Source organism: Microbacterium sp. C7(2022) (assembly GCF_028823665.1).
GTDB lineage: Bacteria > Actinomycetota > Actinomycetes > Actinomycetales > Microbacteriaceae > Microbacterium.
The window spans coordinates 22,945-37,722 of record NZ_JAPEHV010000006.1 but is presented as its reverse complement, the minus strand read 5'-3'; the positions used below and the strand labels follow the sequence as shown (position 1 = coordinate 37,722).

The window sequence follows — 14,778 nt, the reverse complement described above, 5'->3', positions numbered from 1 at the left end:
GGGCGCAAGCGGCCCGAACGATGCGCAACTCTTCCGAGACGTTCCGCCGCACTATTGAAGTGATCCTGGCGAACGTCGGGGCGCTCTTGCCTTAGTTACGCGCGGGGCGCCTGGCCCTGTTGGGCGCGCAACAGGTCGCGGATCTCGATCAGCAGTTCCGTCTCGGTCGGCAGCGCCGTCTCATCTGCGACAACGCCCTTCTTCGCCTCGGAACGTTCGCGTGCCTTGTTCATGGGGAGAACGAACACGAAGTAGACCACGACTGCGACTGACAGGAAGCTGAGCACCGCGGCGAGGATCGCGCCGAACGAGAACGTCGCCGTGCCGCCGAAAAGCGTGGGCACGGTGAAGGTCAGCGCGGTCGCCAGGCTGTCTGCGGCGAAGAACAAACTGACCAGCGGATTGATGAGCGATTCGACAACGACCGTCACGATCGCGGTGAATGCGGCGCCGATAACCACGGCGACTGCCAGGTCGATGACATTGCCTCGGAAGATGAACTCTTTGAATCCCTGAATCATTTTTCCCCCTGATTCGTGCCGACGAGCGTCGGACTGCTGCGTTGGTGAGACTCTACGTGGTTGACGCCGCGGCGGGCGTGGACTCGGACTTCTTGGACGATACAGCGCTCGACGACCCGCTGTCGGAAGCCGAGGTGCCGGACGAGCCGGAGGCGCGTGAATCCGTGCGGTAGAAGCCGGAGCCGTTGAAGGTCACACCGATCGACCCGTACTCCTTGCGCAGTTCGCCTGCACATTCCGGGCACTCGCGCAGCGTCGGGTCCGAAAATGACTGCACGGCGTCGAAGCGGTGTCCGCAACTCTTGCAGGCGTAGGCGTAGGTGGGCATGGTTCTCCGTGCGTGTCAGCGCCGCTCGGGCGCGAGGGTGAGGGTTCTCGTTGGTGTCACGATGCCGGTCACCGGCTGGTCGTGGAGATCTTGAGGTACGGCGTCGACGAACTCAGAGTCGAAGACGACGGCATAGACAGGCGGGCGCTGCTCCATCGATCCGAGGGTCTTGTCGAAGTAGCCTCGCCCCCAGCCCAGACGCATTCCCGTCTTGTCGACGGCTGCGGCAGGAATCACGAGGAGGTCGACGTCATCGACAGCGATCGGCCCGAGCAGCTCGCCGTCGGGCTCCGGGATTCCGAACAGGCCCTCCTGAACAGACGTGTCGTCGGTGACCACAGACCAATCGAGGAGCCCGTCCGCGCGGGTGATGGGGAGAAGGACACGGATGCCGCGCTCGACCGCGCCGCGCACGAACTCATGCGTCCCGGGTTCGCTGGGTGTTGAGAGGAAACACGACATCGACTGCACCCCCAACTCGTTGGTGAGAACATCGAGCTGCTCGCGGATGCCGTGTGCAGCCGATTCCATGGCCTGCTGTGACATCAGTTGCCGCCGTTCTCGCAGTTCGGCGCGCAGCGCGCGCTTGGCATCTGCGATGGCATCCGACATGACCTCGATTCTAAGCGGTCGCGGCAGGCTACCCGATCATGCCGCGAAACATCCGTGTCATCGGCGATGGGTAAGGTATGCGGCATGAGCTCCAAGCCCTTCAAAGCGGTTATTCCTGCAGCCGGACTCGGCACCCGTTTCCTTCCCGCGACCAAGGCGATGCCGAAAGAGATGTTGCCCGTCGTCGACAAACCGGCGATTCAGTACGTGGTCGAAGAGGCCACGCAGTCGGGTATCGAAGACATCCTGATCATCATCGGCCGCAACAAAAACAACCTCTCGAACCACTTCGACTCGGTTCCCGAGCTCGAGAGCAATCTGCTCAAGAAGGGCGACCGTCAGCGGTTGCAGAAAGTGCAGGAGTCGACCGATCTCGCCGACATCCACTTCGTTCGCCAGGGTGAGCCCAAGGGTCTGGGGCACGCGGTGCTGCGCGCACGGTCTCACGTGGGGGATTCGCCGTTCGCGGTGCTGTTGGGTGATGACTTGATCGATGAGCGTGACCCTCTGTTGACGACGATGCTCGCGGAGCACGAGCGCACCGGTGCGGCGATCATCGCCCTGCTCGAAGTCGATCCCGATCACATCCACATGTACGGCGCGGCCGCGGTCGAGCCCACCGACGCTGAGGGCGTCGTCCGCGTGTCCGCGCTGGTGGAGAAGCCGGCGAAAGAGGATGCTCCGTCCAACCTGGCCGTCATCGGGCGGTACGTGCTCCCGCCGTCCATCTTCGAGATTCTCGAGCGTACTGAGCCGGGCAAGGGGGGCGAGATCCAGCTGACCGACGCCCTGCAGGAGATGGCCGCAGATCCCGATGGCCCCGGAGTCTACGGAGTCGTGTTCCGTGGCCGCCGCTACGACACCGGCGATAGGCTGGACTACATCAAGGCCATCGTGCAGCTCGCTGCGGACCGGGAGGATCTCGGACCTGACCTGCGGCCGTGGTTCAAGGAGTTCGCTGCGACGCTCTGACGTCGCCTGCTCGAGGGGGTGGCGGTGGATGTAAGCGCACCTCGCACCCACGGTGCGACGTCGATTCGGCTCATCAAGCCGCGCGACGCGAAGATCCTGCAGCACGAGCTCCTCACGAACCGCGACTGGTTGCGCCCGTGGGAGGCGACCAACCCCGACGGTGCCGTGTCGTTCGACATGCGGTTGGGGGTGCGCCGCCTGCTCCAGCAGTATCGCGAAGGCGGCGGAGTGCCATTCGTGATGGAGCATGACGGACAGATCGCAGGTCAGCTCAATGTGTGGGGCATCGCACGGGGGTCGCTCGCCTCGGCGACGATCGGCTACTGGGTGAGCCGGCGATTCGCGGGCAAGGGCATCACCCCCACCGCTGTCGCACTGGCGACCGATGTGTGCTTCACCGAGTTGCGTCTGCACCGCATGGAGATCTGCATCCGACCCGAGAACCACGCGAGCCTGCGTGTGGTCGAGAAGCTCGGCTTCCGGTACGAAGGCCTGCGCCGACGGTTCATCCACATTGATGGCGACTGGCGCGACCACTATTGCTTCGCGCTCGTGCGCGAAGACGTGCCGCACGGTGTGCTCGAGCGGTGGGTGTCAGGGCGCGCACCGCGCGATGCGGCAGCCGTGCCGCCGAGTGACCTGATGCAGGCATAGCGCGACACGCGCATACCCCTGCGGCGTGCCGGCGCCCAGGTCGCTTACCGTTTACTCCATGGGTGGGCAGGTGTGGGGTGGAGGCGTGATCGTTCTGGTCGCGACCCTGTTGTGGTTGGTATATCTGCTCCCCTCTTGGTACGGCCGACGTCAGTACGACGCGGCCGAGCGCAATGCGGTTCGCCTGAATCAGGCGTTGCGTGTGCTCGCTGAGACGAGCGAAACACCCGCCGAAGTTCACCTCGAACTGAATGCCCGTACGGCCATGGCGCAGCAGAAACTGGCGCGTCAGGCGACCGCAAATCGCGAACGTGCGGCGCTGGAACAGTCGCGGATCGACCTCGAACATGCACGCATGGAGCGCCTCGCCGTGCGTGCGGCGCCGTCTGCACGACAGGCTCGCGCCCGCCGACGCTTCCGTCTCGCGCTCACCGTTTTCGCCGTCGTCTCGGTCGCCGTGGGCGTGTGGGGCGGCGTGCAGGTCGTCCTGACCGGCAACCAGCTGTTGCTGTGGGCCGGCGCCGTGGGCCTGGCTACGTCAGCTCTCCTGCTCAATCGGATGGCCCGCGTCGGGGCTCGCGCCGCGGTGAGAGCCGCGCCCCCCGTCGCGCGCCCCGTCGCCACAGTCCAGGATGTTGCGCTTGAGACGCAGCCCCGCCAGTGGGCTCCGCGTTCGATCCCGCGCCCGCTGACGGCGTCCGCCGGGTCGCAGGCAGCTGCCGTCCTGGACGGCGAGGCAGCGCGGGACGCGCTGCGCCGAGCTGCGCTCGAAGAAGACATACGCCAGCGGGCAGACGCCCAGAAGCCGCCGTCGATCGACACCGCCCGAGTGGCGCGAGCGGCCGCCGGCGAGGGTCGTAACGGCGACGCCGATGCCGCGCCCAGCGCCTACTCTCGCATGGGGTATGTCGATGACGCCGAGATCGAAGCGCACGTGCGCGAACTGCTCGCTCGTCGTGCCGCAGGGTGACGCACCGCGGCCTCTCGCGGTCTCAGTGCCGCGTCAGAGCGTGATAGCCTTTTCGAGGTTCACGGGCCTGTAGCGCAGTTGGTAGCGCGCCTCGTTCGCATCGAGGAGGTCAGGGGTTCGATTCCCCTCAGGTCCACAAAAGCGCCGGCTCTCGGAAACGAGGGCCGGCGCTGTTGTATGCCCGGTCGGCTATGTCGCAGGTGTCGCCTCGGCGGCAGCCTTCGCCGCGGCCGGCAGCGCATCGATGATCTGGCTCACTGCCTCGGAATCATGCGCCGCCGAGACGAACCAGGCTTCGAAGACAGACGGCGGAAGCGACACGCCCTGGTCGAGCATCGCCCGGAAGAACGCCGGGTACCGGAACGCATCCTGCGCCTTGACCGAGTCGTAGTGGTGCGGCGCCGTCGCGGTGAACTGCACCGAGAACAGGTTTCCGCTGGACTGCACCACGTGCGCGACGCCTTCGGCGGAGAGAGCGGATGCCGTCGCCTGTGCGATCAGGGCAGCCGCGGCATCGATGCGCCCGTACGCGGCGGCGTCGAGGTTCTCGAGCGTCGCCAAGCCCGCCGCAACGGCCAGAGGATTGCCGCTGAGCGTTCCCGCCTGGTAGACCGGCCCGAGAGGTGCCAAGAGGTCCATGAGCGCCGCAGAACCGCCCAGGGCGGCCAGCGGCATCCCGCCACCGATGACCTTGCCGAAGGTGATCAGGTCCGGGGCGAATGCGACGGGGTCGATGCCGTACCAGCCGGCAGGACCGACCCGGAACCCGGTGAGCACCTCGTCAAGGATGAGCAACGCCCCGTGGGCATGCGCCAGATCAGCGATGGCGGCATTGAAACCGCGGGCGGGGGGCACAATTCCCATGTTCGCGGGGGCAGCCTCGACGATGATCGCCGCGATGTCGTCACCGCGCGCGGCGAAGACCTCACCCAGCGCGTCGAGGTCGTTGTAGGGGACAACGAGTGTCTGCGCGGCGATCGGCGCCGGAACACCCGCTGAGCCCGGCATCGCGAGCGTCGCCACTCCTGAGCCCGCCTCAGCCAGAAGCCCGTCCGAGTGTCCGTGGTAGTGCCCGGCGAATTTCACCACCAGGTCGCGCCCGGTGGCCCCGCGAGCCAGGCGGATCGCGGTCATCGTCGCTTCGGTGCCCGTTGAGACGAGACGCAGCTTCTCGATGGGACGTGCGCCGTCGCGCGTGATACGGGCCTCGACCAGCTCGGCCAGCGCCGTCTCGCCCGGCGTCGACGCTCCGAATCCCAGGCCGCGGGTCGCGGCATCCTGAACCGCCTTCACGACGGCAGGATGTGCGTGCCCGAGGATTGCGGGGCCCCACGAGCCGACCAGGTCGACGTACTCGCGGCCTTCGACGTCCGTGACGCGCGGGCCGGATGCCGAGACGAAGAAGCGCGGTGTCGTGCCGACCGAGCCGAAGGCGCGCACGGGGGAGTTGACACCGCCGGGCATGGCCGCCCGGGCGCGGTCGAACTCGGTCTGGTTGGTGCTCATCGAATCCACTCCGCCACTTCTACAGCCCAATATGTCAACACGGCGTCAGCACCGGCACGGCGGATGCTGACGATCGACTCTTCGATCGCTCGTCGACGGTCGATCCACCCCTGCGCAGCGGCGGCCTCGATCATCGCGTACTCGCCTGACACCTGGTACGCCCACACCGGTACGGGGCTCGTGGCAGCGACGTCGGCGAGGACATCGAGGTAGCTCATGGCGGGCTTGACCATCACGATGTCGGCGCCCTCGTCGACATCGACCTCGGCCTCGCGGAGGCCTTCGCGGCGGTTCGCAGGGTCGAGCTGATAGGTGCGACGGTCGCCGACGAGCGAGGACTGGACGGCTTCGCGGAACGGACCGTAGAACGCCGAGGCGTACTTCGCCGCATACGCCAGGATCGGCAGGTCCGTGTGCCCGGCGGCATCGAGTGCGTCGCGCACTTCGGCGACCTGACCGTCCATCATGCCGCTGAGTCCCAGCAGCTGAGATCCCGCCTCGGCCTGCGCGAGCGCCATGGCGCGGTAGCGCTCGTTCGTTGCGTCGTTGTCGACAGCGCCGCGGCTATCGAGCACGCCGCAGTGGCCGTGGTCGGTGAATTCGTCCAGGCACAGGTCGGTCTGCACGACGAGGTCGGTGCCGACTTCCGCGGCCGCGACGCGGGTCGCGACGTTCAGGATGCCGGCCGGGTCGTCCGCGCCGGACCCCGTGGCATCCTTGTGCTCGGGAACCCCGAACAACATGATGCCGCCGATGCCGGCGGCCGCGGCGCGCGCGAGTGCGGGCTTCATCGACTCGGTGGTGTGTTGAACGACGCCCGGCATCGACGAGATCGGCACGGGGTCGCCCGACCCTTCACGGACGAACATCGGGAGCACCAGGTCGGCTGGGTGCACGCGCGTCTCGGTGACGAGACGTCGGAGGGCGGGCGTGGAGCGCAGGCGGCGCGGGCGGACGATCATGCGGAGGCTCCTGTCAGTTCAGCGGCTCCGTCGGCCAGAAGATCGCGGGCTACCGCTCCTGCGACATCGAGCGGTGCGCCGTCGTCGGGCCAGACGGCGCCGTGTGACGAGGTCAGCACGCGGGTGCCGTCGAGGCTGTAGACGCTCGCAGAGAGCAGCAGCAGCCCGGCGTCCACGACGGCGCGCGCGCCGAGCGGTGCCGAACATCCAGCCTCGAGAATCGCGAGCACGTGGCGCTCGGCTTCGACGGCGGCGCGGGTCTCAGAGTGATCGAGCGCCGCGACCAGCGACTCCTCGCCTCGGCGCACTTCGATCGCGAGCGCGCCCTGGCCGGGGGCCGTCGGCCACGCATCGGCGTCGAGGTACTCCGTCACGACGTCGGTGCGGCCCAGGCGGGTGAGCCCTGCGGAGGCCAGGACGACGGCATCCAGATCCCCAACGGTCACACGCGCGAGCCGCGTGTCGACGTTCCCGCGGATGTCGATCACCTCGAAATCGGGGCGACGTGCGCGCAACTGCGCGACGCGGCGCGGCGAACCGGTGCCGACGCGTGCGCCCTGGGGGAGCTGATCAAGGGTCAGGCCGTCGCGCGCGCACAGCGCATCCCGGGGATCCACGCGGGCGGTGATCGCGGCGATGACGAGGTCGTCGTGCGGAGCCGTGGGGAGGTCCTTCAGCGAGTGGACGATGATGTCGCACTCGTCGGCGAGCAGAGCGTCACGCAGCGCGCCGGTGAACAGGCCCACCCCACCCGCGCGCGACAGCGGCTCTTTGGAACGGTCGCCGTCCGTGGTGATGGTCACCAGTTCGGTGCGGGCGCCAGTGGCATCGGCGAGATCGTCGGCCACCATGCCGGTCTGTGTGAGGGCGAGAGCACTGCCTCGCGTACCGATACGCACGACGGAATTGCTCACGAGAGCACCTCGGCGACTTCGTCGATCGAGATGCGGCGCCCGGTGAAGAAAGGAACCTCTTCGCGCACGTGACGGCGGGCTTCGGTCTGACGCAGGTGGCGCATCAGATCGACGAGGTCGACCAACTCGGGTGCCTCGAGTGCCAGAATCCACTCGTAATCGCCCAATGCGAACGCTGCCACCGTGTTCGCGAGAACCTGGCGGTACTCCGAGCCCTTTCGCCCGTGATCAGCGAGCATGGCGCGGCGCTCGTCCTCGGGGAGGATGTACCAGTCGTACGAGCGCACGAACGGGTAGACGGTCAGCCAGGCTTCGGGCTCCTTGTCGCGCATGAAGGCGGGCAGGTGGCTCGCGGTGAACTCGGCATCGCGGTGCACGCCCATGGCGTTCCACACCGGGAGCAGCCCCGACAGCGGCTCGGCGCGTCGCAGCGTGCGCAGCGCGGCCTGCAGGACTTCGGGCTGACCGCCGTGCAGCCACACCATCAGGTCGGCGTCGGCGCGGAGGCCCGAGACGTCGTACCAGCCGCGAACCGTGACACCCATGGCTTCGACCTCGGCCACAGCGGGGGCAAGATCGCCGATGGGTGCGGGCTGAGCGCCGTCGCGGCAGAACACCGCCCACAGCGTGTACCCCGTGGGTTCAGAGGCGGCGGAGGCGTCGGCGACAGGCGTTTCGTTCATCCCTCTATCCTCGCCGCTCGCGCGCCAATCAGCCAACCGGCGGGGGAGGGGCGACGAGACCCGCGGCCGTGCGGCGAGCATGGGCGATGATGCCCGCCAACCCAGAGCCTGCGACGGTCTCGCCGACGAGAGGGAGCCCGTCGATCGGCGCGGCCGGAGCCGGTCTCGTCCACGTGACCACGGCCGCATCTCGAACCTGGGTAAGAGGCACTCCGAGGAGCGTCTGAGCGTCGGCGATGGCTGTGTCAATGGGCTGCGCTGGCGCGGCATCGTAGGACAGCCGCAAGACGTGGCGACCCTCGGCGGCGTCGCGCAGCCACGCCCATTTCGCCGTCGCGTGCGTGAGTGCACGCGCGTCAACGGGTGCCGCCTCGTCGACGAGCAGTCCGGTTCCTCGTGGTGCGGCATCCAGGGCTGGCTGTTCGACGACGAGCGTGACCAGCGTGACGCGCCGGCCCGGCCCAGCCGGCTGCGTGACGCCCGGGGCCGCGGCAACGGCAATACCCGGGAGGGAGGGCACGTCGGTGACGCGAGCGCCTAAGACGACAGTTCCCCCGTGGGCCCGCAGGTCGCGCTCGAGCGCGGGGATGAGTCGATGGATGCCGTCGCGAATCCCCGCGACGGCTGACCCTGGCGCGGCGGTGCCGCGCACTTGCGCGACCGCGGCAGTGAGCGAGCCGGTTGCGCTGAGCGCGGCGCGCAGGCCCGGATGCGCGCGTTCGAGGGGAAGGTCGTCGGGATGCTGGGAGTGCACGCCTCGCACGACGGGGGAGACAAGCGCGTCGAGGACGTCGGCGCCCAGCCGATCCCGCACCAGCGCACCGAGAGTCGCAGGGATCTCGCCGAGCGGGGCGGCGTCGGCGTGTGCCGCGCGCTCTGCCGCCGCGCTGCCGAGAACGCGCACGACGTCGTCGGCGCGGATATCGGCGGGGATGCCGAGCAGTCCGGTTCGGGGCAGGGGGACGGCTTCGCCGATTGCCGGTTGCAGCCATGCCGGGCCGGGATGCGGCGTGACGATGTCGCCCGCAAGCCCGAGCTCGCCCAGCAGCGCGGCGACGGTGTCGCCGCGGACGGCGAAGCTCTCTGCTCCCGCGTCGAGAGTCAACCCGTCGACGACGTGCGAGGCCACCGTGCCTCCGAGACGTGCAGCAGCCTCGTAGACGGTCACGCTTGCTCCCGCGCGCGCGAGGTCCCGTGCGAGAACCAGCCCGGCGACACCACCGCCGATGACCGAGAAGTCACTCATACGAGTGCACGAACTCCACGATGCGAGTGAGGACTGTCGGATCGGTCTCGGGCGGAACCCCGTGGCCGAGGTTCACCACGTGTGCAGGTGCGGATTTGCCTCGATCGAGCACGTCTCGCACGTGCGCCTCCAGCACCGACCACGGTGCGTCGAGCAGGGCAGGGTCGATGTTCCCTTGCAACGGAACGTCACCACCGAGCCGGTGCGAAGCCTCGTCGAGCGGGAGGCGCCAGTCGACGCCCATCACGTCGACGCCGACCGCCTTCATTGCCGGCAGCAGCGGACCGGTGCCGACGCCGAAGTGCACGAGGGGAGCATCCAGTCCTCGCACGGACTCCAACGCCTGCGCCGAGAACGGGGCGACGTTCTGCGTGTAGTCGGCCACGCTCAGCGAGCCGGCCCACGAATCGAAGAGCTGCCCGGCAGAGGCGCCCGCTTCGATCTGAGCGGCGAGGAACGCGCCCGTGACTCGAGCACACCACGACAGCAGGGCGGCCCATGTGGACGGGTCGGAGTGCATGAGCGCCCGCGTCTTCAATTGTTCTTTGGATGGCCCGCCTTCGACGAGGTACGAGGCCAACGTGTACGGCGCGCCGGCGAAGCCAATCAGCGGGGTGTCGCCGAGGCTCGCCACCGTCAGCGCGACGGCTTGGCGGATCGGCGCGAGCGCGGCGCGGTCGAGTTCGGGGAGGGCGGCCACCGCGGCGGCGGTGCGCACCGGTTCGGCAAGAACGGGGCCGCGGCCGGGCACGATGCGCACATCGACACCGGCGAGCTTCACCGGGATCACGATGTCGCTGAAGAAGATTCCGGCGTCCACGCCGTGTCGACGGACGGGCTGCAAGGTGATCTCGCTGGCGAGCTCGGGTTGCAGACACGCGTCGAGCATGTCGGTTCCGACGCGGAGTTCGCGATACTCGGGTAGCGATCTCCCCGCCTGGCGCATGAACCACACGGGCGTGCGTTCGGGGCGTTCGCCGCGGAATGCACGAATCAACGCGGGCGGAGTATTGCGGCGGGCGACCAGAGGATGGGAACTGTTCAGGGGCACACTGTTAACATTAGGCTCGTGCTTCTCTGTCTCACCGCGAACCATCGGAACGCGAGTCTTGACATCCTGGAGCGCCTCTCCCTCGGGGCGCCCCGAGCCGCCCGTGCCCTCGTGGATGACGAAATCTTCATTACGGGAGCCGTTGTGCTTGCCACGTGCAACCGATTCGAGGCGTATCTCGACGTTGACGAACCGCTGACGGGCGGCGATGCGGTCGCCGTCGAGTCGGTCGTCGAGGCGATGGCCGCGGCCAGCGACATCGACACCGATCACCTGCGCGCGTCGCTGGCGGTTCATCACGGGTCGGATGCCGCACACCACTTGTTCGCGGTCACGAGCGGGCTCGAATCGATCGTCGTCGGCGAAGACGAGATCTCTGGGCAAGTGCGGCGCGCACTGGATGACGCCCGCATCGCCGGCACGACCAGTGGGGAGCTGGAGCGCTTGTTCCAGAAGGCGACTCACACCAGCCGTGGCGTACGCAACACCACGAACATCAAAGGCAAGCACCGCTCTCTCGTGCGGCTTGCGCTCGAGTTGGCCTCGAGCCGCGTGAGCGAGTGGGCCCAGGCCCGCGTGCTGATCGTCGGGACGGGCAAGTACGCGTCCGTCACCGTCGATGCCGTCCGCGCACGCGGGGCCGTCGACATCGGCGTCTTCTCGCCGTCGGGACGCGCGGCGAGTTTCGCCACGCGTCGTGCTCTCAAGGTCTACGACGACTTCGCGCAGGCAGCATCCGCGGCCGACGTGATCATCACGTGCACAACCGATGCCGTGGTGCATGCAGAGGCGTTCGTCCCCGGTCGCCGCGTGCTCGTGATCGACCTCGGGCTGCCGCGCAACGTCGACCCGGCGGTGGGAGCGGTCGAGGGCGTGGAACTCCTCGATCTCGAGACGATCCGACTGCACGCGCCGCTGGAACAGTTCCGTGCGCATGATGACGCGAGAGCGCTCGTGGGCGACGCGGCTAACGAGTTCACCGCGGATCGCATTGCGGGTCCCGCGATCACGGCATTACGGGGCGAGGTGATGGGTGTGCTCGAGTCCGAACTCGCTCGTGCCCGCGCGCGCGGCGCATCCGACGATGTGGAACGTGCGTTGCGGCACTTCGCCGGGGTGCTCATGCACGCGCCCTCGGTTCGCATTCGCGAGCGCGCCGTCGACGGTCGTATCGATGAGGTGCTGACGGCGCTGGAAACGCTCCACGGCATCGACGTGCCGGGGCAACCGCCGCTCGCGGTCGACGAACGCGCGGAGTGGGACGCCTCGGCCTGACCCGTGTCGCTGCATCGTCTGTCCGTCGCCACGCCGGCGCCCGCCCGTCAGACACCCCTGGGTGCCGATGACGTGGCGGTGACCACGCGCAACATCGTCATTGGTGGCACCCCGCGCATGCTCGTGTCCGGCGAGATTCATTTCTCTCGTATTCCGCGCTCGCAGTGGCGGCGCACATTGGTCGCCGCGCGCGCCGGGGGCCTCACACACATCGCCACGTACGTGTTCTGGAATCATCACGAGCCCGAGCAGGGGCATGTGTCCTTCGACGGTGATCTCGATCTCCGGCACTTTCTGCGCATCGCGGAAGACCTCGGCCTCGGTATCGTTCTGCGCGTGGGCCCGTATGTCCATGCAGAGTCTCGCCACGGAGGGCTTCCGGACTGGCTGGTACGTACCGGCGTCACCCTGCGCAGTGACGACCCGCGCTATCTGGCGGAGGCTGAGCGTTGGTACGCGGCGCTCGCCGAGCAGGTGCGCGATATCAATCTGTTCGCGGTGCAGGTCGACAACGAACTGTACGACCGTCCTGAGCACCTGGCGACCCTTCGTCGCATGGCGCAGCGGGTCGGTGTGCGTGCACCGCTGTGGACCGCGACCGCATGGGGCGGCGCGGATGTGCCGCCCGACGTGCTCGGGATGTACGGCGGCTACACCGACTCGTTCTGGATCGACGCCTCGATCACGCATGACGAGCGCAGCGCAAGCAACTTTTACCCGACGCTGCGGCGCGACGACGACAGTATTGGCGCCGACCATCGCGAAGTGATGGGATCAGGAAGCGCGGATCTCGAGGCTACGCCGTTCGTCACATGCGAGTTGGGTTCTGGCATGGTGTCGGCCTATCACCGTCGGCCGCACGTCGTCGGCGCCGACATTGACGCGGTGGCGATGACCAAGCTCGCCTCCGGAAGCGTCTGGCAGGGGTACTACATGTACTCCGACGGCCGGAACCCGGGGGTTCGTCTCCAAGAAAATCACGCGGACGGCGACCCGAATGACTTCCTGGATATCGGGTACGACTTCAGCGCACCCCTCACGGTGGATGGCGCGCCTCGCGAGAGTTGGTACCTTCTGCGCCGGCAACACGAGATGCTTCGCACGTGGTCCCGGGCGCTCGCCGACATGCCTGCAACGATTCCCTTGGATGCGCCCGATGTCCCTGACATCGCGGGGCTGCGTTGGTCCGTGCGCTCCGACGGACATCGCGGATTCCTCTTCGGCATCGGTCACCAGCCGCATACGCTCTTGGCAGCACATCCTGATACGCGATTCGTCATCGAGACCGAGGCGGGGGCTGTGCGCTTTCCCTCGGTCGACATTCCGCAGGGGGCGACCTTCGTCTGGCCGTTCCGGCTCGCCGTGGGCGACGCGCTCATCGAATGGGCGACGGCACAGCCGATCACCGAGACCATGTGGCGTGGCGCACCGCTCGTGGTGCTGGCGGAGGTCGACGGCGTCGAGGTCGACTTCGCGGTGGATCTCGAGGCTCATCCGATGTCGATGAGTGGCCCCGGGCGATGGTGGGAAGTACGCGCTGCCGATGAATCGGGGGTACGTGCACGGATTCTCGTGTTGAGTGTGGCCGACTCGCTCCAGGCGACAACGCACGACGGCACCCTCGTTCTCACCGACGGCGTCATCGATGGGGGCGGGGCATTCGCGTACGGCGAGGTCTCGGCTCGGCGGCTGACCGAGGCGGGGTGGAGCGAGTGCGCTCGCGCGGTAGTGGACGCAGCAGAACTCCACGTCTCGCGCACCCGCGCTGCGGGAGCGGCGCCCTTACCGCGTCTTGGTCCGATGCAGCGCGCGTCGGTGCCCACCGATTGGACCGCGGCCGCGACGTTCGAGGTCGCCCTCCCCGAGCTTCCGACAGAGACCGCCGCGACCGTCGTGATCGAGTGGGAGGGCGACCTCGCGCGGGCGTGGCGCGGAGATCACCTCGTTTCGGACGCGATCTACAACGGAAACGAGTGGCGCATTCCCTGGGTCGATTGTGCGGGGGAGGATGCCGGTGCGGCACCGTCTGTCCTGCGGATAGACGTCCTGCCCCAAGCCGAAGACGCCCCCGTGTTCGTCGGTACGGGTCGCCCAGACGGAGCGCGGGTCGTTCGCGCGCATTGCGTGCAGGTCGCCGAGGTGCGACTCCCGGAGTGAGGGATACCGAGCGCGCATAGACTCCGAACATGCGATTCGGAATCTGCATCCTCCCGCAAGAAGACTGGCCCGCCGCTGCGGAGTTGTGGCGTGGTGCAGAAGAGTACGGCTTCGACCACGCATGGACGTACGACCACCTCTCGTGGCGCTCGCTCGCGGGAGAACGCTGGCACGCGACGGTGCCCACTCTCACGGCCGCCGCGATGGTAACGAAGACGATCACGCTCGGTACGTTCGTCGCGTCGCCTAACTACCGGCATCCGGTGCCCTTCGCCAAAGACATCGCGACGGTCGACCAGATTTCGGGCGGACGGCTGATTCTCGGGCTCGGGTCGGGCGGCACCGGATTCGATGCGACGGTGCTCGGCCAGGACGCGCTTACCCCGGCGGAGCGCCTGCATCGGTTCACGGAGTTCACCACACTCCTCGATCGTCTCCTCCGCTTCGAAGGGGATGACTCAGAGGGTGGCATCTCGGGCGAGGGCGGGTGGTACCAGGCAGTGGGCGCGCGCATGGTCGGCGAACCAGCCCAGAGCCCGCGCATGCCGTTCCACCTCGCGGCGGAGGGGCCGAAGGCGCTCGACTTCGCTGCGCGCGCGGGGGAGGGGTGGGTGACTACCGCCGGAACCATCGAGGATGACGCCGCATGGTGGGCGCGGGTCGCAGAACTCTCGCGGCGTCTCGATGACGCGTGCGAGCGGATAGGACGTGACACCCGCAGCATCGATCGCACTCTCTTGCTGGATTCGGACCCGCGTTACAGTCTGTCCAGCGTCGACGCGTTCGAAGACGCGGTGGGACGCGCAGCCGAATGCGGGTTCACCGATGTGGTCGCGCACTGGCCGCGCGCACACGGACTGTATGCCGGCAGTCGCGCGGTGCTCGACGAGGTCGCCGCGCGTTTGCCGTCATGGCGCTGATCCGCGC

15 protein-coding genes and 1 tRNA gene are annotated in these 14,778 nt (G+C 68.0%); 7 read left to right on the top strand and 9 right to left on the bottom strand.

Annotated elements, in window-relative coordinates; all coding sequences use genetic code 11:
• Positions 1–95: 95 nt before the first annotated feature.
• Genes mscL through ON062_RS10525 form a run of 3 tightly spaced genes read right to left on the bottom strand, consistent with a single transcriptional unit; the run spans position 96 to position 1,461 of the window.
• Positions 96–521: a large conductance mechanosensitive channel protein MscL gene (gene mscL, locus ON062_RS10535; protein ID WP_274647101.1), complete on the bottom strand. Its 426-nt coding sequence runs from the start codon at positions 519–521 to the stop codon at positions 96–98.
• 52 nt (positions 522–573) lie between these two features.
• Positions 574–849 carry an FmdB family zinc ribbon protein gene (locus tag ON062_RS10530; protein ID WP_274647100.1) on the bottom strand — a complete coding sequence of 92 codons (276 nt, stop codon included), beginning with the start codon at positions 847–849 and terminating at the stop codon, positions 574–576.
• A 15-nt stretch (positions 850–864) separates the two neighbouring features.
• The gene (locus ON062_RS10525; RefSeq protein ID WP_274647099.1) at positions 865–1,461 is read right to left on the bottom strand and encodes a 5-formyltetrahydrofolate cyclo-ligase; all 597 of its coding nucleotides are present in this window, start codon (positions 1,459–1,461) and stop codon (positions 865–867) included.
• Positions 1,462–1,545: 84 nt separating this feature from the next.
• On the opposite strand from ON062_RS10525, the gene galU reads away from it, so the two are divergent.
• The 4 genes from galU to ON062_RS10505 all read left to right on the top strand — a co-directional run bounded on the left by galU (position 1,546) and on the right by ON062_RS10505 (position 4,193).
• Positions 1,546–2,433, top strand: coding sequence for a UTP--glucose-1-phosphate uridylyltransferase GalU (gene galU, locus ON062_RS10520; RefSeq protein WP_274647098.1), 888 nt, complete (start codon positions 1,546–1,548; stop codon positions 2,431–2,433).
• Positions 2,434–2,457: 24 nt separating this feature from the next.
• Positions 2,458–3,087: a GNAT family N-acetyltransferase gene (locus tag ON062_RS10515; RefSeq protein ID WP_274647097.1), complete on the top strand. Its 630-nt coding sequence runs from the start codon at positions 2,458–2,460 to the stop codon at positions 3,085–3,087.
• A gap of 58 nt (positions 3,088–3,145) precedes the next feature.
• Positions 3,146–4,057, top strand: coding sequence for a large exoprotein (locus ON062_RS10510; RefSeq protein ID WP_274647096.1), 912 nt, complete (start codon positions 3,146–3,148; stop codon positions 4,055–4,057).
• 63 nt (positions 4,058–4,120) lie between these two features.
• A tRNA-Ala gene (locus ON062_RS10505) sits at positions 4,121–4,193 on the top strand.
• Between the two features lie 53 nt (positions 4,194–4,246).
• Here ON062_RS10505 and hemL read toward each other — a convergent pair.
• The 6 genes from hemL to hemE are packed head-to-tail and all read right to left on the bottom strand — an operon-like array spanning position 4,247 to position 10,419.
• Positions 4,247–5,563 (bottom strand): glutamate-1-semialdehyde 2,1-aminomutase, encoded by a 1,317-nt coding sequence (gene hemL, locus ON062_RS10500; RefSeq protein ID WP_274647095.1) that lies wholly within the window; start codon positions 5,561–5,563, stop codon positions 4,247–4,249.
• A complete protein-coding gene (gene hemB, locus ON062_RS10495; RefSeq protein ID WP_274647094.1) occupies positions 5,560–6,525 on the bottom strand; it encodes a porphobilinogen synthase in 966 nt (321 codons plus the stop codon). Before hemB ends, hemL begins: the two co-directional genes overlap by 4 nt.
• Entirely contained in the window at positions 6,522–7,439 is a 918-nt protein-coding gene (hemC, locus tag ON062_RS10490; protein ID WP_274647093.1) for a hydroxymethylbilane synthase, read from the bottom strand. Before hemC ends, hemB begins: the two co-directional genes overlap by 4 nt.
• The gene (gene hemQ, locus ON062_RS10485) at positions 7,436–8,122 is read right to left on the bottom strand and encodes a hydrogen peroxide-dependent heme synthase (RefSeq protein ID WP_274647092.1); all 687 of its coding nucleotides are present in this window, start codon (positions 8,120–8,122) and stop codon (positions 7,436–7,438) included. Before hemQ ends, hemC begins: the two co-directional genes overlap by 4 nt.
• A gap of 28 nt (positions 8,123–8,150) precedes the next feature.
• Positions 8,151–9,368: an NAD(P)/FAD-dependent oxidoreductase gene (locus ON062_RS10480; RefSeq protein WP_274647091.1), complete on the bottom strand. Its 1,218-nt coding sequence runs from the start codon at positions 9,366–9,368 to the stop codon at positions 8,151–8,153.
• Positions 9,361–10,419, bottom strand: a complete 1,059-nt coding sequence (gene hemE, locus ON062_RS10475) for a uroporphyrinogen decarboxylase (RefSeq protein ID WP_274647090.1) — start codon at positions 10,417–10,419, stop codon at positions 9,361–9,363. The genes ON062_RS10480 and hemE overlap by 8 nt, the downstream gene beginning before the upstream one ends.
• On the opposite strand from hemE, the gene ON062_RS10470 reads away from it, so the two are divergent.
• Genes ON062_RS10470 through ON062_RS10460 form a run of 3 tightly spaced genes read left to right on the top strand, consistent with a single transcriptional unit; the run spans position 10,399 to position 14,771 of the window.
• On the top strand, positions 10,399–11,694 hold the full coding sequence (locus ON062_RS10470) for a glutamyl-tRNA reductase (RefSeq protein WP_306802486.1): 1,296 nt from the start codon (positions 10,399–10,401) through the stop codon (positions 11,692–11,694). The two genes, hemE and ON062_RS10470, sit on opposite strands and share 21 nt — an antisense overlap.
• 3 nt (positions 11,695–11,697) lie before the next feature.
• A complete protein-coding gene (locus tag ON062_RS10465; protein WP_274647088.1) occupies positions 11,698–13,851 on the top strand; it encodes a beta-galactosidase in 2,154 nt (717 codons plus the stop codon).
• Positions 13,852–13,880: 29 nt separating this feature from the next.
• Positions 13,881–14,771, top strand: coding sequence for an LLM class flavin-dependent oxidoreductase (locus ON062_RS10460; RefSeq protein ID WP_274647087.1), 891 nt, complete (start codon positions 13,881–13,883; stop codon positions 14,769–14,771).
• Positions 14,772–14,778: the final 7 nt, after the last annotated feature.